Annotated in this window: 22 protein-coding genes and 2 pseudogenes; 21 read left to right on the top strand and 3 right to left on the bottom strand. The window is 49.4% G+C overall.

The features are described 5' to 3' along the window. Window positions 1-61: 61 nt before the first annotated feature. The 4 genes and pseudogenes from AAAU26_RS02335 to AAAU26_RS02320 form a co-directional block, all read left to right on the top strand. Window positions 62-727, top strand: a pseudogene (locus AAAU26_RS02335) (type IV secretory system conjugative DNA transfer family protein); the annotation flags it as partial. Between the two features lie 90 nt (window positions 728-817). Continuing rightward, window positions 818-2,698, top strand: coding sequence for a recombinase family protein (locus AAAU26_RS02330; protein WP_005924894.1), 1,881 nt, complete (start codon window positions 818-820; stop codon window positions 2,696-2,698). 26 nt (window positions 2,699-2,724) lie between these two features. After that, entirely contained in the window at window positions 2,725-3,078 is a 354-nt protein-coding gene (locus AAAU26_RS02325) for a TnpV protein (RefSeq protein ID WP_044960474.1), read from the top strand. Between the two features lie 16 nt (window positions 3,079-3,094). After that, a complete protein-coding gene (locus AAAU26_RS02320; protein WP_005924888.1) occupies window positions 3,095-3,394 on the top strand; it encodes a hypothetical protein in 300 nt (99 codons plus the stop codon). Window positions 3,395-3,421: 27 nt separating this feature from the next. Here AAAU26_RS02320 and AAAU26_RS02315 read toward each other — a convergent pair whose 3' ends face one another. Next, window positions 3,422-3,790, bottom strand: coding sequence for a helix-turn-helix transcriptional regulator (locus tag AAAU26_RS02315; RefSeq protein ID WP_005924885.1), 369 nt, complete (start codon window positions 3,788-3,790; stop codon window positions 3,422-3,424). A 144-nt stretch (window positions 3,791-3,934) separates the two neighbouring features. Here AAAU26_RS02315 and AAAU26_RS02310 point away from each other — a divergent pair, with 144 nt between their 5' ends. The 11 genes from AAAU26_RS02310 to mobQ all read left to right on the top strand — a co-directional run bounded on the left by AAAU26_RS02310 (window position 3,935) and on the right by mobQ (window position 12,995). Then, on the top strand, window positions 3,935-4,120 hold the full coding sequence (locus tag AAAU26_RS02310; RefSeq protein WP_005924882.1) for a helix-turn-helix domain-containing protein: 186 nt from the start codon (window positions 3,935-3,937) through the stop codon (window positions 4,118-4,120). After that, window positions 4,117-4,788, top strand: a complete 672-nt coding sequence (locus tag AAAU26_RS02305; protein WP_005924879.1) for a response regulator transcription factor — start codon at window positions 4,117-4,119, stop codon at window positions 4,786-4,788. Before AAAU26_RS02310 ends, AAAU26_RS02305 begins: the two co-directional genes overlap by 4 nt. Further along, window positions 4,785-5,798, top strand: coding sequence for a sensor histidine kinase (locus AAAU26_RS02300; RefSeq protein WP_005924876.1), 1,014 nt, complete (start codon window positions 4,785-4,787; stop codon window positions 5,796-5,798). Before AAAU26_RS02305 ends, AAAU26_RS02300 begins: the two co-directional genes overlap by 4 nt. Window positions 5,799-5,899: 101 nt before the next feature. After that, the gene (locus AAAU26_RS02295; protein ID WP_005924873.1) at window positions 5,900-6,667 is read left to right on the top strand and encodes an ABC transporter ATP-binding protein; all 768 of its coding nucleotides are present in this window, start codon (window positions 5,900-5,902) and stop codon (window positions 6,665-6,667) included. Next, window positions 6,654-8,894, top strand: coding sequence for an FtsX-like permease family protein (locus tag AAAU26_RS02290; RefSeq protein ID WP_349180899.1), 2,241 nt, complete (start codon window positions 6,654-6,656; stop codon window positions 8,892-8,894). The genes AAAU26_RS02295 and AAAU26_RS02290 overlap by 14 nt, the downstream gene beginning before the upstream one ends. Window positions 8,895-8,900: 6 nt before the next feature. Beyond that, on the top strand, window positions 8,901-9,128 hold the full coding sequence (locus AAAU26_RS02285; RefSeq protein ID WP_005924859.1) for a hypothetical protein: 228 nt from the start codon (window positions 8,901-8,903) through the stop codon (window positions 9,126-9,128). A gap of 473 nt (window positions 9,129-9,601) precedes the next feature. Beyond that, window positions 9,602-10,015, top strand: a complete 414-nt coding sequence (locus AAAU26_RS02280; RefSeq protein ID WP_044960471.1) for an RNA polymerase sigma factor — start codon at window positions 9,602-9,604, stop codon at window positions 10,013-10,015. Between the two features lie 103 nt (window positions 10,016-10,118). After that, a complete protein-coding gene (locus AAAU26_RS02275; RefSeq protein WP_005924849.1) occupies window positions 10,119-10,571 on the top strand; it encodes a hypothetical protein in 453 nt (150 codons plus the stop codon). A gap of 10 nt (window positions 10,572-10,581) precedes the next feature. Beyond that, complete coding sequence (locus tag AAAU26_RS02270) at window positions 10,582-11,043, top strand: RNA polymerase sigma factor (protein WP_044960469.1); 462 nt, start codon at window positions 10,582-10,584, stop codon at window positions 11,041-11,043. 28 nt (window positions 11,044-11,071) lie between these two features. Beyond that, window positions 11,072-11,362 carry a DUF3847 domain-containing protein gene (locus tag AAAU26_RS02265; protein ID WP_005924841.1) on the top strand — a complete coding sequence of 97 codons (291 nt, stop codon included), beginning with the start codon at window positions 11,072-11,074 and terminating at the stop codon, window positions 11,360-11,362. 187 nt (window positions 11,363-11,549) lie between these two features. Then, entirely contained in the window at window positions 11,550-12,995 is a 1,446-nt protein-coding gene (mobQ, locus tag AAAU26_RS02260) for a MobQ family relaxase (RefSeq protein ID WP_227619387.1), read from the top strand. Between the two features lie 77 nt (window positions 12,996-13,072). On the opposite strand, the gene AAAU26_RS02255 is transcribed toward mobQ, so the two are convergent. Beyond that, window positions 13,073-13,363, bottom strand: a complete 291-nt coding sequence (locus AAAU26_RS02255; RefSeq protein WP_002596328.1) for a type II toxin-antitoxin system YafQ family toxin — start codon at window positions 13,361-13,363, stop codon at window positions 13,073-13,075. Beyond that, on the bottom strand, window positions 13,360-13,638 hold the full coding sequence (locus tag AAAU26_RS02250; protein WP_005924829.1) for a type II toxin-antitoxin system RelB/DinJ family antitoxin: 279 nt from the start codon (window positions 13,636-13,638) through the stop codon (window positions 13,360-13,362). The genes AAAU26_RS02255 and AAAU26_RS02250 overlap by 4 nt, the downstream gene beginning before the upstream one ends. A 126-nt stretch (window positions 13,639-13,764) precedes the next feature. Between AAAU26_RS02250 and AAAU26_RS02245 the strand changes: the two genes are divergently transcribed. The 6 genes and pseudogenes from AAAU26_RS02245 to AAAU26_RS02220 form a co-directional block, all read left to right on the top strand. After that, window positions 13,765-14,163: a cysteine-rich VLP domain-containing protein gene (locus tag AAAU26_RS02245; RefSeq protein ID WP_005924815.1), complete on the top strand. Its 399-nt coding sequence runs from the start codon at window positions 13,765-13,767 to the stop codon at window positions 14,161-14,163. 113 nt (window positions 14,164-14,276) lie between these two features. Next, on the top strand, window positions 14,277-15,011 hold the full coding sequence (locus AAAU26_RS02240; RefSeq protein WP_118734881.1) for a phage replisome organizer N-terminal domain-containing protein: 735 nt from the start codon (window positions 14,277-14,279) through the stop codon (window positions 15,009-15,011). After that, entirely contained in the window at window positions 15,008-15,871 is an 864-nt protein-coding gene (locus tag AAAU26_RS02235; RefSeq protein ID WP_005924810.1) for an ATP-binding protein, read from the top strand. The genes AAAU26_RS02240 and AAAU26_RS02235 overlap by 4 nt, the downstream gene beginning before the upstream one ends. A 64-nt stretch (window positions 15,872-15,935) precedes the next feature. Continuing rightward, window positions 15,936-16,109: a transposon-encoded TnpW family protein gene (locus tag AAAU26_RS02230; RefSeq protein ID WP_005924807.1), complete on the top strand. Its 174-nt coding sequence runs from the start codon at window positions 15,936-15,938 to the stop codon at window positions 16,107-16,109. Window positions 16,110-16,186: 77 nt separating this feature from the next. After that, window positions 16,187-16,552 carry a hypothetical protein gene (locus AAAU26_RS02225; protein WP_227619386.1) on the top strand — a complete coding sequence of 122 codons (366 nt, stop codon included), beginning with the start codon at window positions 16,187-16,189 and terminating at the stop codon, window positions 16,550-16,552. 86 nt (window positions 16,553-16,638) lie between these two features. Then, window positions 16,639-17,466, top strand: a pseudogene (locus AAAU26_RS02220) (VirD4-like conjugal transfer protein, CD1115 family); the annotation flags it as partial. Window positions 17,467-17,648 lie beyond the last annotated feature (182 nt).

Raw genomic sequence — 17,648 nt, 5'->3', positions numbered from 1 at the left:
ACTTTGCACTTTCGCACTTTCACGATAATTAGCGTCAATAACTCAAAAAAGCACTTGACAAAACGCTTCATGGGGCACCGCCAAGGATATTGAGCCGTTCATGGCACCCAAGTTTGCCGACAACATTATCCTGACCAAAACGGAACGGCTGATGATGTCCAACCGCCCACCGGACCCCAAAAACGCCCGGAACAAAAATGTGCTGGTGGTGGGCGGCTCCGGCAGCGGCAAGACCCGGTTTTGGCTCAAGCCCAACCTTTTACAATGTCACAGCTCCTATGTGGTCACTGACCCCAAAAGTACGATCTTGCTTGAATGTGGCAACGCAATGTTGAAAAACGGCTACAAGGTCAGGATTCTGAACACCATCAACTTCAAAAAGTCGATGCACTATAACCCCTTCGCCTATGTCCACAGCGAAAAAGATATTCTGAAACTGGTCACGACCCTGATGACCAACACGAAAGGTGAAGGCAGTGGCGGCGATCCATTTTGGGAGAAAAGCGAACGTCTTTTGCTCACTGCACTGATCGCCTATCTGCATTATGAAGCCCCTGTGGAGGAGCAGAATTTTGCAACACTGTTGGAAATGCTCAACACCATGCAGGTGCTGGAGGACGATGAGGAATACCAGAACCCGGTGGACTTGCTGTTTGAGGAACTGGCAAAAAAGAAGCCAAACAGCTTTGCCGGGCGGCAGTACAAACTTTACAAGCTGGCTGCCGGTGATATATGCTCTAAGTGACTTCTTAATCATGATTTTGTCATGGTTAGTGAAGCAATCACTTAGAGCATTTTTGTTTCAGGAGGTACAGCCATGAGAAATGAAAAAATTACCCCACTGTACGAGCGCCTGAGCCGGGACGATGAGTTACAGGGCGAGAGCAATTCCATATCCAACCAAAAGCAGATGTTAGAGGATTTTGCCCGCCGGAATGGGCTGCCCAACCCTACGCACTTTACCGATGATGGTATCTCAGGCACCCGTTTTGACCGCCCCGGATTTTTGGCGATGATGGAGGAAGTGGAGGCAGGGCGTGTAGAGGCAATCGTCATCAAGGACATGAGCCGGTTAGGGCGTGACTATCTGAAAGTCGGCCAGGTCATGGAGATTTTGCGGCAGCGCGGCGTCCGGTTAATTGCCATCAACGATGGCGTGGACAGTCTGAAAGGCGACGATGATTTTACGCCCTTCCGCAATATCATGAATGAGTTTTACGCCCGCGACACCAGCCGGAAAATCCGCTCTGTGTTTAAGTCAAAAGGCATGAGCGGTAAGCACCTGACAGGCACCGTGATTTACGGCTACTTATGGGACGAAAAGCGGGAGCATTGGCTGGTAGATGAGGAAGCCGCCGAAGTGGTACGCCGTATCTTTTCCCTCACGCTGGAGGGATATGGGCCTTATCAGATCGCTTGCAAGTTGTCCGCAGACCGGATTGAAATTCCTGTCGTACACCTTGCCCGATTCAACGAAGGTGTGAACCGTTCAAAGCCGGTCAAAGACCCCTATGGATGGGGATCATCTACCATCGTGAACATTTTGAAAAAACGAGAGTATTTAGGGCATACCATCAATTTCAAGACCCGCAAGCACTTTAAGGATAAGAAAAGCCACTATGTTTCTGAGGATGAATGGACGATCTTTGAGAATACCCATGAAGCCATTATCGACCAGCAGACCTTTGATTTGGCGCAGAAAATCCGCAGCAATGTACGGCGTTATCCAAACGGCTGGGGCGAAGCGGCTCCCCTCACAGGTTTGCTCTATTGTGCCGATTGTGGCGGCAAGATGTATGTCCACCGCACCAACAATGGCAGGCGGATTTCTCAATATACCTGTTCCAATTATACCAAAGTTCCGTGTGGGACACTATGCCCTACACAACACCGTATCAATGAGAGTGCTGTTCTGACATTGGTTTCTGACACGCTCCGGGCTATCGCTGAATATTCCAGAAATGACCGGACGGAATTTATTCACACCGTTCAGGAAACGCAGGTTGCTCAACAGAGTGCCGATATATCGAAAAAGCGCAGGCGTCTGGCTGCTGCTCAAAAGAGAGCCGGAGAACTGGAAAAACTGATTTGCAAAATCTATGAGGACAACGCCCTCGGCAAGCTGCCGGATGCACGATATAGGGCGCTTGATGCACAGTATGCCAAAGAGCAGGACGCACTTGAGATTGAAATTGTGGAGCTGGAAAAGGCTGTTACCGGCTATGAGCAGAGCCAGAAATCCGCAGAGAAATTTATAGCCCTAATTGATAAGTATGAGAATTTTGACACTCTGACAAACACCATGCTCAACGAGTTTGTAGAGAAAATCCTTGTCCACGAACGCGCCCGAAAAGGCAGCCAGGACACCACGCAGGAAATTGAAATCTACTTCAATTTTTTAGGACGCTATATCCCACCATCCTTACAGCCGGTTCCTTTAACCCCGGAGGAACAGGAAGAACTGCAGAAAAAAGAAGAACGCAAGGACAGGCTCCATCAGAACTATTTGAAGCGGAAAGCCAGCGGTGCACAGAAACGGTATGAGGACAAAATCAAGGCGAAGAAAAAAGCGGAAATGGACGCTAAGAAAGCCCTGATCCGGGCTGAGGATATGAAAAAAGGTGTTTTTTCTACTATCGGTCAGCTACCAAAAGAAGAACCGCGCAAAGGCAGCATAGCAGCCAGCGCAGCAGTCTAATCATCACGAAGCAAAGGAGAATGAAAATGAGTAAGTTGACTTACATTCGTTGTGGAGATTATGATATACCCAACCTAAAACTTTCTGAACAGCCGGGAACTTCTATCGGCAAGTACGGCAGGATGAGAAAATCCTACCTAAAGAAACATCGCCCCATTCTCTACAACCAACTGCTGATGAGCGAGAAGCTGTATCCACACCTGTTAGAGATTGACCGGACAGCGCAGGAGCGCGTGGACACCATGTTGCCTCACATGATGGAGACTGCGGGTGTCACGGAAGAACTGAAAGCCTGTGACCCTATGCGTTGGGTGGGGCTGATGAACACATTAACGGCACAGATTGAGGAAATTTTAATCAGGGAACTGATTTGCAGCTGAATGGGAGGTGCGGGAAATGCTGACCTTTGAAAAGATTTTGAAAGTGTTTCAGGCATATCTGGATGATGATCCACTGTATGAGGTGGTTCAGACCAGCCACGGTTATACATTGATGGCATGGGAACCCCACCGGAATGACTGGTACAGCGTTGAAATACAGAAAACCCCGGAGGATTTACGGAACGCTTTGTTGGGTACATACGCCAACTTTCTGGAAGATAAGATTACTGGAAATGACCGTGACCTGACTGTGACAGAAACCGGAGAAATCCAGCAGAGGTGCCGGGAACTTTTGGAAAAGTGCAGGGAAACATGATACAGAAACGCCAGAAGGAGGCCGCGATTATGCGTCCTCCTTCTGCTTCGCAGTCTGTTCCATTTTGAGCGCCCCGTCTATGGCACCTTCGATAATCGGCAGGTATTCTTCAGGGCAAAGCTTCAGCTTGTGGCTGGCCCGTTGCCGCTGTTCGCTTTCTTCTCGTATAATCTCCGGGTTAAAATACCGTTCCACGGGAAGTCCGCAGACCTTAATCAACTGGATCATCACAGGCAGGCTCGGAATCGCACCTTGATTCTCAATGTTGGCAAGATACCGCCATTCAATCCCAACCATTTCTGCCAATGTTTTTCGTGCCAGACGCTTTGCCTCTCGTGCAGCTTTGACATCTGCGCCGAAGGTTTCAAAACCGGGACAATCTTCAACTTTCGCCATATAACATCACCCAGTTACATTGTATAATTCATACTTTGCCTGTGGAATGTTGCTATATGCAGGTTAGTTGAAGTTTATAATTCACATTTCGTTCCTTGCATTGTTCGAGAAAGAGAACTATAATGTACTCTGTGGAGGTGCGAAATGGACTATATGACATTGAAAGAGGCCGCCGAGAAGTGGGGCGTGACACCTCGTAGGGTAAACTACTATTGTGCCGGTGAGCGTATCCACGGCGCTGTGAAGATGGCTGGTGTTTGGCTGATCCCTAAAACTGCGGAGAAGCCAGTTGATGGCCGGACAAAACAAGGAAAGGTGCAGAAAGCATGAAACTATCTAAAATTATGATAATTGAAGATGATCCTGTGATACAGGGAGAATTACAAACTTTATTGAATGGAAATGGATATACAACGCTTGGAGTAAGGAATTTTTCTGCTGTGACAGAACAGATTCAGGATGAAAAGCCACATCTGATTTTGTTGGACATTAAGTTACCCGGAGAGAATGGTTTTGCTTTATGCTCTAAAATTCGTACCTTTTCCGAAGTGCCAATCATCTTTGTGACAAGCTGCAACACGGATATGGACGAGCTGAATAGCATTATGTTGGGTGGAGACGCTTTTATCACGAAGCCCTATAACACAGCAATCCTGCTTGCGAAAATTGCTTCTCTGCTGAAGAAAACCTATCCCGCACAACAACGGGAGAAGATCGTCTATGGAGATGCGGTGCTGCATCTGGAATCCAGCAGTTTGGACTATAATGGACGGAGCGTAGAACTTACTAAGAACGAATTGAAAATTCTCTATTATTTGTTCAAGAACGGTGGAAAAATCTGTTCTCGCGGAGATATAATTGAGTATTTGTGGGACAATCAGCTATATGTGGATGACAATGCTTTGAGCGTCAATATCAACCGCATCCGGGAAAAACTGGCGGGCATCGGTCTGACGGATTTTATCAAGACAAAGCACCGACAGGGGTACACGATATGAACAGCAGACGATATTGGAAAAACAGGCTACCATTTCTGCTGACGAACCTTGTTTGTATGGCTGCACTCACTGTATTTTTGCTGGTGTGCGGCAATTCGGTTTCCGCAGTAGTATTGATTCTGATTGTATGGGCATTGATTTTGCTGACGGGACTTGTCCTCACTTACTGGAAACGGAAGCGGCAGATGAAAAAACTTCTGGATATGGCGGAGCAGCTTTCCGAAAGATACCTCATTTCCGAAGTGATGGAGCTGCCGGAACAGGCCGAGGATCAGGTTTACTATCAGCTTTTGAAAATGGCTGGAAAATCCATGTTGGAACAGATTGGAGAAGTCGAGCGGGAACGCCTGGAGTACAAAGAATACATTGAGCAATGGATTCACGAAATCAAAACGCCCATTACTGCCATGAAACTCCTATGTGAAAACCACCGGACGGACTGGACAAAGGAACTTCTGCTGGAACTGGAAAAGACCAACCGCTTTACCGAACAAGCTCTTTATTACGCCCGCAGTGAGCATACAGAGAAAGATTATTCTGTCCGGGAAATGGCACTGTCCCAAGTGGTGCATCAGGCGATTGCAGATAATAAATATCTGCTGCTCCAAGGTGGTATGCGTCTGGAAGTGGAGGAAATGCAGGACACGGTTTATTCAGATGAAAAGTGGGTGCGCTTTATTCTGAACCAACTGATTGCCAATGCGGTCAAGTATCGTACGGAACAACCGGTTCTCCGCATTTCTACTCATAAACGGCAAGATCAGGTTGTTCTTGTCATGGAGGACAATGGAATCGGGATTGCTGCGTCCGATCTGCCCCGTATCTTTGAAAAGGGATTTACCGGTCAGAATGGTCGTATGGTCCAGCAGTCCACAGGCATTGGCCTGTACCTATGCAAACGGCTCTGTGAAAAGCTGGGCATTGGCATTGCGGCAGAATCATCGGAACAAGGAACCGCCATTTCCCTGGCGTTTCACATCAACTGTCTGATCCATGAAGTGCAGGGCTGATTGCGGTCCTGCACTTCTTACATTTTTGTTAGAACTTTGTAAGAAAACTTGATACAAACGAAGCCACTCTTATTCTACAATAGAGATCAGAGGTGATAACAATGAAAGAAATTTTGAAACTGGATCATATCCAAAAATATTACGGAAATGGCGGGAATGTTACAAAAGCAATTCAGGACATCAGCTTTTCCGTTCAGGAAGGGGAATTTGTAGGAATCATGGGAGCATCCGGTTCCGGCAAGACTACCCTGCTCAACTGTATTTCCACCATTGATACCGTCAGTGCGGGACATATCTATCTGGACGGAACCGATGTGACGGAAATCAACGAAAAACAGATTGCCCGGTTTCGTCGGGAGAATCTTGGATTTGTATTTCAGGATTTTAACCTGCTGGACACTCTGACAATCTCGGAAAACATTGCCTTGGCACTGACTATCAACAAGGTTCCTGCAGGTGAGATTGATGGGCGGGTGCGGGAAATGGCCGGAAAGCTGAATATCACGGATATTCTGGATAAATATCCCTATCAGGTGTCCGGCGGTCAAAAACAGCGGTGTGCCTGTGCCAGAGCTATTATCAACCAGCCAAAGTTGATCCTGGCGGACGAACCTACCGGCGCGTTAGATAGTCACTCGTCACAAGCCTTGCTCTCCACAATCCAGAGTATTAACGAAAGCCTTGACGCCACAATCCTGATGGTAACACATGACGCTTTTTCGGCAAGCTATGCCAATCGTATTCTCTTTTTAAGAGATGGTGCAATCTTCACGGAAATTCTCAAAGGCAGTGATTCTCGTAGGGTTTTCTTTGAAAAAATCTTGAATGTCCTTACCATGATGGGAGGGGGTGTGAATGATGTACACTAAACTCATTTTCAAAAATGCAAAGCGGTCAGGAAAGGACTATTTGATTTATATTGTGACCATGGCACTCTGTGTCACATTGTTCTATGCGTTTTTGTCTATCAGCAGCACCCATTATCATCCGACCATTGGTGCGGAATATAATATTTCCCTGCTGGCTGGAGGTATGAAACTGGCGATTTGCGGGATTAGTCTGCTTCTGTTGTTTCTGATCCACTATGTCAATCGTTTCATGCTGAGAAAAAAACAATCGGAGTTTGCAGTTGAGGCAACCCTGGGAATGGAGCAAAAAACCATAGGACTGCTCTTTTTTGGAGAGACTTTTTTCCTGCTCATATTCTCTGTGTCGGTGGGAATCCTTCTGGGGATGGTCGTTTCTCAGGTCATTACGGCTATGCTGCTTGCTTCTTTTGGGGAACCCTACGCTTTTTCTTGGTCTTTTTTTCCAGATACCGTGCTGCTGACCGTGGGCTTCTTTGTTGTTTGCCAGATTCTGGTTGGAGTCGGGAATGTCAGAATTCTCAACAAAAGCAGGATTATTGAGCTTATGACGGCAAACCGTCAGAATGAAAAACCGCTTCATAAAAGCAGATGGATGCCGATGATCTGTATTATCTATGGCATTATGCTGCTGTGGATGCTGGAGGTAGGTGCTGTAAAATATCATTTTTACTCCGATCCCAGACATCCGCTTCCTGTAAAGCTCATGTATTGGGGGAATGTCCTTTTCCCTGCACTGACGCTGCTTTGGGCAATCGCAGGTGCTGTTTTACACAGAAAAATAGGATTTTCCCGATACCTTTGCGGGCTTCTGGCTGGTGCAGTATTGACCGCTATCCCGATTTTTTCCATCGCAGAACTGGAAAAAGCCTACTTCCTTGGATTTGATGCCCCAACTCTGAATCAATATTTGCTGTTTGGGGTTGCGGATATTTTGTTTATCATTTCCGCAGTCATGTATTTATCAAATGCGGCGCTCCTATACTGGAAGGAATCTAAAGTGTCCCGCAAATATCACAATACGAGTTTATTTCTGTTTGGACAGCTTTCCTCTAAGCTGGCTACCAATACGAAAACGATGACGATCATTTGTGTGACCCTGACTTTTTCTATCTGCTTGTTTGTCATTGCGCCGGTTTTGACAGGATGGAGTCTGGGCTATTTGGATAGTCGGGCAGTCTATGATATTCAAATTTCAAGCCGCTACAACGATGTTTATGAAGTGGAAAATCTTCCGGATACAGACTATGGGGAAATTACTGCGTTCATAGAACAAAACAACATAGCGATAAAGGACGATTTGACTTTTTCGGAATATCTTCCCCAAAAAAGCGACTTTTACCAGCGGGCAAAGTACGATTTTCCTCCCTTGGCGATTGCACTGAAGGATTATAACGCTGTTCGGAAAATGTTGGGATATGAACCTATTATCTTACAAACGGATGAATTTGCTACCCACTGGCATCGTGCGGCAGAGGAGAAGGATATTGAAAACTACATCGCTGAGCATACCTTACTGGAAACTGACGCAGGCACCCTGAAACTCAGTGAGAACGCCGTGTTTCAGGAGCCTGTGGGGGAATCCATCTATAATCTTTATACAGATGTGGTGTATATCATACCTGACGAGATAGCGCAAGTCTTGCTTCCGGTACAGAGCAACCGATTTGTGATGACTCAATATCCGCTTCCCTTCAAAACGGCAGAAATGCTGGAACAGCTTCTTGGGCGTTCTTATCCAGAAGATCCTGATAAAGACAATCTGGCAGGATACAGTACAACTGTCCATACTACGGAAGTGAACCGTATAATCGCCCTTAACTTTATCCTAAAAGCGTCCTTGATCTATGGTGCAATTGTGCTGATGGTGATGTGTCTTACCGTGCTGGCTCTTCAGCAGCTCCTGGATGCAGAAAAAAACAACTACAGATTTTCGGTTCTGCGAAAAATGGGAGTGGAAGAGAAGGACCTGCATACTTTGGTTCTAAAACAGCTTGGTGTTTGGTTTGGGATGCCGATCACAGCGGCAATCGTTGTAGCAATTATTGTGATTGGCTATTTTCTTCAAAGTGTTTCTGCTGAAATCTCAGCTTATATTGGCTGCGGAGCCTTGATGCGGCAAATAGGTATCATTGTTGGGATTTTCGCTTTGCTGCTGAGTTGCTATTTTCTCAGTACATGGCTGCTGTTCCAGCGTTCGATTCGCAACAACTCCAACAGCGGAAGGTGATGGGATATGTACTGGAAGTTAGCAATTCAAAATATCCGCAGAAACCTGCGGGATTATATCATTTACTTTGTGACACTTACCTTGACTGCGCTCTGTGATGTCCTTCTATTTAGGGATGAGCTGTTCTATTATGAGAGCTTCGGTCTGTTTGCTGTTCTAATTCTGGTTCAGTTGGCAGCGACTGGAGTAGCAGCGTTTCATATTTATCAAGAAAAAAGAAAAAAGATTGAATAGAAAATACCTATAGATTCATACATCTGCCGGACGACGGCAAAAGAAAAAAAGCCGTCGTAAAGCAGACACATTTCCACGCGCCTATGAAGCGGCGGCTTTGATTTTCAGAGCCGCCGTTTCTTTTCGTCTATCCTAAACCAACGACGACCTAACACCGTGTAAATCCACGGCGGCATATAGGAGGATTGCCGCCGTGTCTATTCTTGTCTTTTTTCACAGTACCCATGACCTGCACCAGCTAAAAAAAGCCTGTTTCCAGCAGCGGAGCAATGCGGCCAGCAGTATGCACTATACCATGTAACCAAACAGCAAAATATATTCCATTACGCTCGTATGGCTTTATGCCGTCCGGGCGCTTTTTTGTCCCTGTGGAGCCGGAACATCGGGTCAGCATGGCCCGAACTTTATCCCCGGTGCCGCTCCCCGCCGCCCCATTCAGATTTACCCAAAAAATCTGAATGGAGGAAAGGCAGATGGAAGTTACCATCAATTATAACGGACAAGCTGTGGCCGTGGAGGTCACGCTGGAAGTCTATGAATTTCTTGACCGAGCCGATCACAAAACGGAGAACCTGTTTCATGAACAGCGGCGGCATTGGGATGGCCGGGAATTTGACGAGTACATCATTACCACCGAGGGCGTAGGAGCCTACGGCGAAACGCCGGAAGAATACCTTTGCCGCATGGAAACGCTGCATGAGCTGATGGCTGTTCTGGACACCTGCACCAATGCCCAGCGTAGCCGGTTCCTGCTCTATGCGCTTGAGGGATTGAGCCTTGCAGAGATCGGTGTGCTGTGCGGCTGCTCCAAAGTGGCTGTGTATCAAAGTGTGGAGGCGGTCAGAAAAAAATTTATAAATTTCTTTGAAAACAGGCTTAACGAATGACCTGTTTTCTGGCTACCAAGTGAAAGGGATCATTTCCCTTATCTCAGCGAGGGGCGGACAGCGGACGAGCTGCCCGCCTCTCCGATTTTCAGGAGGTAAGCCTATGAAAACAATCAATCTGCGGTGGATGTATCCCCACTACCGGCATGACGAGTTTGTGGATGTTACGGACGAGGTATGGGCAGCGATGTATCAGGCCAAGCGGGAGATGGAGAACTATGAGCGTCGGAAAGTCTACCACTGCGCCTACTACTCTCTGGACGCATACAGCTGGCTGGAAAATTACGCGCTGGAACACAGCAGATCGCCGGAAGATATTTTGCTGGAACGAGAAGAAATGACCACCCGCCTGCACCTGATAGCAGCTCTGCCGGTGGCTCTGGCTCATGCCACTCCGACACAGGTCCGCCGTGTTCACGCCTACTACATTGCCGGTATCAAGCAGCCGGAAATCTCCCGGAGAGAGGGCGTCCACAGCAGCAAGGTCAGCGTTTCCATCCGTCGGGGGCTGCGGAATATGCGCCGCTGCTATGATGGCCTTTTCCAAACAGAGTGAGGGCGTGCCTATGCAGACCATCAATCTCAAACAATATTATCCATTTTGCAAAGAGGACATTTTTGTGGAGGTGTCCGATGAGATCGTCGAAGCGTTTCTTCTGGACAAGAGAGCCGAGGCCGCCAGAGATCGCAAGATGTTCCGGTATAAGGCGTTTTATTCCCTCGATTGTAACGATGGAATCGAAAATGCCGCCATCGGCTGGGCGCAGCCATCGCCGGAGGACTACCTGATAGAAAAAGAGGAATTAGCCGAATATGAAGAACTGATACGGCGATTGTATGAAGCCATTTCTTCCCTGCCGCCTATGCAGGCTCGCCGTGTCCATGCCCGCTATATGCTGGGTATGAAAGTGAAAGATATTGCCGCAATGGAGAGTATCACGCCATCACAGGCGGGAAAATCCATCCATGCCGCACTGCGGAGGCTACGCCGGTACTTTGCGCGTCAGAAATGGACGGTCAATCTATGAGTATTTCCAAAGAAAAGAGGTGCCTGACATGAACGAAAAAATTACAGCCCACCACCAAAAAGAAGAACGGGAGAAAGTCCTGAAGGAGATCCGGCAGCTTGAAAACCGAAAGAAGATTTTGGAGAACAAGCAGCGGAACGAAGAACGCAGGGTTCGCACCCGCCGCCTGATTGAGCGTGGAGCCATTTTGGAGGGGATTTTCCCGCTGGCTCCCGACCTTTCCGGCGCGGAGGTCAAAGCATTTCTGATTGCCCTGTCCCATCTTCCGGGGGCTGCGGAATTGACTGCAAACCTGCCAAAATCCGGGGACACGCCATAAGTCCCTTGTTTACAAGGGCGCACTTATACACCGTTGCCGGTGTCGTGCGCCCTGCCGGGGGCTGTTGCGTACTTCGTCCGCGATGGGGCGCTACACTCCCCAAACCCCTTGTGCGCCCCGCGCAGCCAAACACCCGCTTCGCGTTTGTTCGGCTCCACGGAGCCTGAAATATCCCCGCCGAAAGAAGGTGCCACCCATAGATTTTTGTCATATCCCCGTCAGTATTATCAAGCGCAGCGCAGGCCGTTCTGCTGTTGCCGCAGCTGCTTACCGCAGCGGAACCAAGCTGACAAATGAATGGGATGGAATGACCCACGACTACACCCGGAAAGGCGGCATTGTCCATGCGGAGATCATGCTGCCTGCCCACGCGCCGCCGGAATTTGCAGACCGATCTATCCTCTGGAACAGCGTGGAGCAAATCGAGAAAGCAAGGGACAGCCAGCTTGCCCGCGAGATTGAAGCAGCCCTGCCCCGTGAACTGTCCGGCGAACAGCAGCTTGCCCTTGTGCGTGCCTATGTGAAGGACAACTTTGTAGGCAAAGGAATGTGCGCCGACTTTGCTATCCATGACAAGGGAACCGGCAACCCCCATGTTCATATCATGCTGACCGTCCGGCCCCTGAAAGAAAATGGCGCATGGGGCGCAAAGTGCCGCAAGGCATACGACCTGGACGAGAATGGACAGCGTATCCCGGACGGGAAAGGCGGCTGGAAGAACCACCGGGAGGACACCACCGACTGGAACGACAAAGGGAATGTGGAGATTTGGCGGGCGGCATGGGCGGCCTGCACCAACAGGGCATTGGAGGCCGCCGGTCATCCCGCCCTGGTAGACCACCGCAGCTACAAGCGACAGGGAATTGATAAAATCCCCTCTGTCCACCTGGGGCCAGCGGCCAGCCAGATGGAGAAGCGCGGTATCCGCACCGACAAGGGAGAAGTCAACCGGCAGATCGCCGCCGACAACAAGCTGCTGAAAGAAATCAAAGCCCGCATTACCCGTCTTTATCGCTGGTCGAAAGCCGAAACGGAAAAACCACAAACACAGCAAAGCAGCTTGACAGCTTTGTGGGAGGCTCAGCAGCAGTTGAACGCTCCCCACACCCGCACCGGCAAAATCCGGACTTTGCAAGAAAGCGCTACACTATTCAGCTTTTTGCAGGCAAACGGCATCCAGTCTATGCAGCAGCTTCATGAAAAAATCGCTGATATGAACAGCCGTTACTATGACCTGCGGGGAAAGATCGTCAAGGCCGAGCGCCGGATCACTACCCTTACCGAGCGCGGGGAGATGTGGGAACAGTACACCCAGTACAAGTCCATCCACAAGCAGCTTGCCAAAGTAAAGCCGGAAAAACGGGAACAGTTTGAACAGCGCCACAGCCGGGAACTGATTCTGTATGACGCAGCGGCCCGGTATCTGAAAGAACTGAAAGACAGCGGCGAGGCAATCACCCCGAAGGCATGGCAGCTGGAAATCGACCAGCTGGCCGCTGGAAAGCAGACGGACACGCTTGCCATGAAAGCCATGCGGGAGGATTTGAAAGCAGTGGAACGGCTCCGCAAAACCGCCGAGCAGCTGTCCAGACAGGAACGGGACAAGTCTCACGACCGGGAGCCGGAGCGGTAAGGGCTACCGCGTTTCACGACATACTTTTGCACACAGAAAAACCGCCGTACAGGTTTCCCCATACGGCGGCAGACTGTTTATTTGCCGAACAAGTCGCTGTGTGTGCCGGTGCGGGCCAGCGTCAGCACCAGAACATCATCCTCTATGCGGTAGACAAGCAGCCAGTCCGGGAGAATGTGACATTCCCGATGGCCTGCCCAATCGCCGGACAGGTCATGGTCACGGTTCTTATCCGGCAGCGGTTCGCCCATTGCCAGCAATGCTACGACCTGCTCCAGCAGCTCAATCTTCAAGCCACGCTTTATGGCTCGTTTGTAGTCCTTTTTGAAACTGGTCGTGTACTTGACGGTATATTTGGTTTCTTTCATCTTTTCAGGTCAGCAAACAACTCGTCAAGGTCATTGTAGCCCTTTACAGACGGGTCTTTTGCAATCCTTTCCGCTTCCAGCATGGCAGCAACCGTTTCTTTGTTCGGCTGTTCCAGCCTTACTTCAAAGGGAATGCCGCCTTCACGAAGCGACTGGCGCACAAAGATGTTAAACGCCGTAGTCAGGTTCATGCCAAGTTCAGTAAACAGTGCGTCCGCCTGTGCTTTCAAATCTGCGTCCATGCGGATGCTGATGTTTGTGGTATTTCCAGCCATACGATCAACCCCTTTCTGCTGGCAATTATAGTATATGCCATTTGCACGAAGAAAACAATACTTTGCACGAATATTTAAAAATAAATTCATTCAAGGAGGTTAGCTACACTATGAAAGAAATCATTTATGAAGAACAATAAGTCTGAACCTATCCCTGTCATGGATTACCGCCAGTACCGCAGAGCGCGGAGGCTGGTGCATGAGTGCTGTAACTACATCGACGGAAACTGTATCGCCCTGGACGATGGGGAGGAATGTGTCTGTGTCCAGTCTATTTCCTACTCCCTGTTGTGCAGGTGGTTTCGGGCGGCGGTATTGCCGCAGGATAAGGAACTGGAAACGGCGCTGTTCCACCGGCTGAATGCGAAGAAATGCGCCATATGTGGGGCGCTGTTTACCCCCGGTTCCAACCGGGCCAAATACTGCCCGGAATGTGCCGCACGCATGAAGCGGGTCAACGCCGCAAAGCGTAAGCGAAAACAACGGGAGAAATGTCACGCTTTAGGGGCTGAAAAACCCTTGTAAATCAAGGCTTTTTTCGAGGGTGTCAAAGGCAGGCTGATAGATTTATCCTCTGACCCCTAAAACGGCCTTAAAATGCGTATAGAATCCCCAGAGAACCCCCAAGGAGGAACCCTATGTCAGACAACCGAAAATATTATTACCTGAAACTCAAAGAAAACTATTTTGACGATGATTCCATCGTGCTGCTGGAAAGTATGCAGGATGGTGTGCTGTATTCCAACATTCTGCTCAAGCTGTATCTGAAATCGCTGAAACATGGCGGGCGGCTCCAGCTTGACGAGGACATCCCCTACACGGCGCAGATGATCGCCACCATTACCCGCCAGCAGATCGGCACTGTGGAGAGAGCCTTGCAGATCTTTTTGAAGCTGGGTCTTGTGGAAGTGCTGGACAGCGGCACCTTCTACATGAGCAATATTGAACTGCTGATCGGCCAGTCCTCCACCGAGGCCGAGCGAAAGCGTGCGGCGAGGCTCCAAAACAAGGCTCTTTCCGCGCCCCGGACAAACGGCGGACATTTGTCCGACATTCGTCCACCAGAGATAGAGATAGAGTTAGAGAAAGAGATAGAGATAAAGAGAGAGATAGAGAAGGGACGCTCCGCCCGCGCCTATGGCCGTTACCAGAATGTTTTCCTGACGGACGAGGAAATGGCAGACTTGCAGGCCAGCTTTCCTGCTGTATGGGAACAGTACATCGAAAAACTGTCCGAGTACATGGCTTCTACCGGCAAGCGGTATCAGAGCCATGCCGCCACCATCCGGCGCTGGGCCGGTGAGGACGCGAAGAAAGCAGCCCCGCCCACCCGCAACCGGGATTACAGCGTAAAGGAAGATGAAACCGTATGATTGAGATTACCGCAGAAATCCGGGCGCTGATCGACAAGGCAGCCGCCGGTGTGGAACTGGCCGGGGACGAGTACATAGACCCGGCAGACGGCCTCATTCACTGTAAGAAGTGCGGCGGCCAGAGGCAGACCGTTGTGCCATGCTTTGGAAAACCAGGCTACTTCATGCCCCGCTGCATCTGCCAGTGCCAGCAGGAGGCCGAGGAACAGCGCAAGGCTGCTGAAGAACGGCAGCGCCGCATGGAGCGTATCAAACGCCGAAAGGCACAGGGCTTGCAAGACCGCTATCTCTATGACTACACCTTTGCCAACGACAACGGCCAAAACCCATTGATGGACAAGGCCCGCGCCTATGTGGAGAACTGGAAGGAGGCATATAAAAACAACACCGGCCTGCTGTTGTTCGGGGATGTGGGAACCGGCAAGTCTTTTTTCGCCGGTTGCATCGCCAACGCCCTGCTTGACCGGGATGTGCCTGTGCTGATGACGAACTTTCCCACCATCCTGAACCGCCTGACAGGGATGTTCTCCGAGGATAGGGCCGACTTTATCGCCAGCTTTAATGAGTATGACCTACTTATCATTGACGATCTGGGAGTAGAGCGCAGTACCGAATATGCTATGGAGCAGATGTTTTTCGTCATCGACAGCCGCTACCGCAGCCGCAGGCCCATGATTATCACAACAAACTTGAAACTGTCCGAGCTGAAAAACCCGCCTGATCTGGCCCACGCCCGTATCTATGACCGTATTTTGGAACGGTGTGCGCCGATTCTTTTTGACGGGAAGAATTTCCGGGAAGAAAATGCCGGGGCTACCCGACAGACAGCAAAAGACATTGTAAACAGTAAGCACGACTGATTTTTTACCGGGCGGCACAGACCCGTTCGGAGAAAGGAGCGCCATGAACAGAGAACCCCGTACTATGCAGGTGGCAGACGCCGCTACTGCGTCCAGAGCGCCGGAAAACACGCCAGCGATGGTAAAGAAAATCGGCAAGACAACCTACAAGGTTCATGTCCATTTCAGCAATACCAGCACAGAAACCATGAGCGATAAAATCAAGCGTATGCTCAAAAATGAAATTCAGCAGATGTGAAAGACTGATAAACGAAGCCGCCTTGTGCTAAACTGATGATGGTACGCACCAAAATTTTTGTCAAGGAGGATACGAAAATGCTTTACACAGAAAAAGAAAAACATGAAATTGAACGGGTAAAGGAGGTCTTTGCGGAACATCTGCGGCAAAGCCCTGATTTTGAACTGCTCTGGTCGGACAAGGTAGGCTATGTCTGGCTGACGATTGGCGTAAATCCAGTCTATGTGGATACCGGTATCAGAATCGAATCTGCCTCCGATCTCTGTTACAGGTGTTTGGACGATGTAGCTACGGATGTTTTATATATGACGGGCAACGATCACGCGCTGGAAGCAGCCGATCCGCTGGAATTGGCCGAAATCAAGCGGCGCTGGGAGCCATATATCAACCAGCTGCCAGACTATGCGTATCTCTGCAAAGACCTGCTGAACGGAAAAATGTAATCTATCAAACGAGGTGTCAGGAGCCATACAATGCTTCTGGCACCTTTTTTGTGGATTTTTTGTGAATTTGATGAAAAAGTCCTTGACAATTTGTCTCTGGCAAGACCGCAAAATCCATCCTCATTTCCTGCGGTGCTAGGCTCGCCCCCTTCGACATCCAAGAACTGCGGGACCTCACCATGTACGATGAACTGCAACTGGACACGCTGGGTGATAAGAAAACAGCTCTGTTCCTCATCATGTCGGATACGGACAGCACCTTCAATTTTCTGATTTCGATGGTCTACACCCAGCTTTTCAATCTGCTGTGCGACAAGGCAGATGATGTGTACGGCGGCAAGCTGCCCATCCATGTACGCTGTCTGATCGACGAGTGCGCCAATATCGGGCAGATTCCCAATCTGGAAAAGCTGGTGGCGACCATCCGCAGCCGTGAAATCTCTGCCTGCCTTGTTTTGCAGGCAAGAAGCCAGTTGAAAGCCATCTACAAGGACAACGCAGATACCATTGTGGGCAACATGGACAGCCAGATTTTCCTCGGCGGCAGTGAGCCGACCACCCTGAAAGACCTGTCGGAAATGCTGGGAAAAGAGACCATTGACGCATTCAACACCTCAGACACCCGTGGCAATAGCCCCAGTTACGGCACTACGTTCCAAAAGATGGGGCACGAGTTATTGAGCCGGGATGAGCTGGCGGTGCTGGACGGCGGCAAGTGTATTTTGCAGCTGCGAGGTGTGCGCCCCTTTCTTTCGGACAAGTACGACCTGACCCAGCACCCCAACTACAAGTTGACCTCGGATTACGACCCCAAAAACACCTTTGATATTGAAAAATATCTGAACCGAAAAGAAAAAATCAATCCCAATGATGAATTTGTTGTGATTGACGCTGATTCGCTCCCGTCTGCCTGACCCGGTAGGCGGTTTTATTTTACTCGGACCAGAGAGGTACACCAGCAAATCCACTTCTGCCGCAGTTCGTGGCTCAAAAATGTACGATTTCAGGTGTGTACGGACGGTCTACAATTTTTTCAAAATAAAGGAGAAACGACTATGGAATTCTTTAACTCTGCTATCGAAGTTCTTCAGACTCT

This window comes from Faecalibacterium longum, assembly GCF_040094125.1.
Classification (GTDB): Bacteria; Bacillota; Clostridia; order Oscillospirales; family Ruminococcaceae; genus Faecalibacterium; species Faecalibacterium longum.
The sequence above is the reverse complement of the archived record's forward strand: the minus strand, read 5'-3'. Positions and strand labels throughout refer to the sequence as shown.

Coding starts and splice junctions, on each gene's coding strand:
- AAAU26_RS02330 (WP_005924894.1), top strand. CDS start 818: ATGAGAAATGAAAAAATTACCCCACTGTACGAGCGCCTGAGCCGGGAC.
- AAAU26_RS02325 (WP_044960474.1), top strand. CDS start 2,725: ATGAGTAAGTTGACTTACATTCGTTGTGGAGATTATGATATACCCAAC.
- AAAU26_RS02320 (WP_005924888.1), top strand. CDS start 3,095: ATGCTGACCTTTGAAAAGATTTTGAAAGTGTTTCAGGCATATCTGGAT.
- AAAU26_RS02315 (WP_005924885.1), bottom strand. CDS start 3,790: ATGGCGAAAGTTGAAGATTGTCCCGGTTTTGAAACCTTCGGCGCAGAT.
- AAAU26_RS02310 (WP_005924882.1), top strand. CDS start 3,935: ATGGACTATATGACATTGAAAGAGGCCGCCGAGAAGTGGGGCGTGACA.
- AAAU26_RS02305 (WP_005924879.1), top strand. CDS start 4,117: ATGAAACTATCTAAAATTATGATAATTGAAGATGATCCTGTGATACAG.
- AAAU26_RS02300 (WP_005924876.1), top strand. CDS start 4,785: ATGAACAGCAGACGATATTGGAAAAACAGGCTACCATTTCTGCTGACG.
- AAAU26_RS02295 (WP_005924873.1), top strand. CDS start 5,900: ATGAAAGAAATTTTGAAACTGGATCATATCCAAAAATATTACGGAAAT.
- AAAU26_RS02290 (WP_349180899.1), top strand. CDS start 6,654: ATGATGTACACTAAACTCATTTTCAAAAATGCAAAGCGGTCAGGAAAG.
- AAAU26_RS02285 (WP_005924859.1), top strand. CDS start 8,901: ATGTACTGGAAGTTAGCAATTCAAAATATCCGCAGAAACCTGCGGGAT.
- AAAU26_RS02280 (WP_044960471.1), top strand. CDS start 9,602: ATGGAAGTTACCATCAATTATAACGGACAAGCTGTGGCCGTGGAGGTC.
- AAAU26_RS02275 (WP_005924849.1), top strand. CDS start 10,119: ATGAAAACAATCAATCTGCGGTGGATGTATCCCCACTACCGGCATGAC.
- AAAU26_RS02270 (WP_044960469.1), top strand. CDS start 10,582: ATGCAGACCATCAATCTCAAACAATATTATCCATTTTGCAAAGAGGAC.
- AAAU26_RS02265 (WP_005924841.1), top strand. CDS start 11,072: ATGAACGAAAAAATTACAGCCCACCACCAAAAAGAAGAACGGGAGAAA.
- AAAU26_RS02255 (WP_002596328.1), bottom strand. CDS start 13,363: ATGAAAGAAACCAAATATACCGTCAAGTACACGACCAGTTTCAAAAAG.
- AAAU26_RS02250 (WP_005924829.1), bottom strand. CDS start 13,638: ATGGCTGGAAATACCACAAACATCAGCATCCGCATGGACGCAGATTTG.
- AAAU26_RS02245 (WP_005924815.1), top strand. CDS start 13,765: ATGAAGAACAATAAGTCTGAACCTATCCCTGTCATGGATTACCGCCAG.
- AAAU26_RS02240 (WP_118734881.1), top strand. CDS start 14,277: ATGTCAGACAACCGAAAATATTATTACCTGAAACTCAAAGAAAACTAT.
- AAAU26_RS02235 (WP_005924810.1), top strand. CDS start 15,008: ATGATTGAGATTACCGCAGAAATCCGGGCGCTGATCGACAAGGCAGCC.
- AAAU26_RS02230 (WP_005924807.1), top strand. CDS start 15,936: ATGCAGGTGGCAGACGCCGCTACTGCGTCCAGAGCGCCGGAAAACACG.
- AAAU26_RS02225 (WP_227619386.1), top strand. CDS start 16,187: ATGCTTTACACAGAAAAAGAAAAACATGAAATTGAACGGGTAAAGGAG.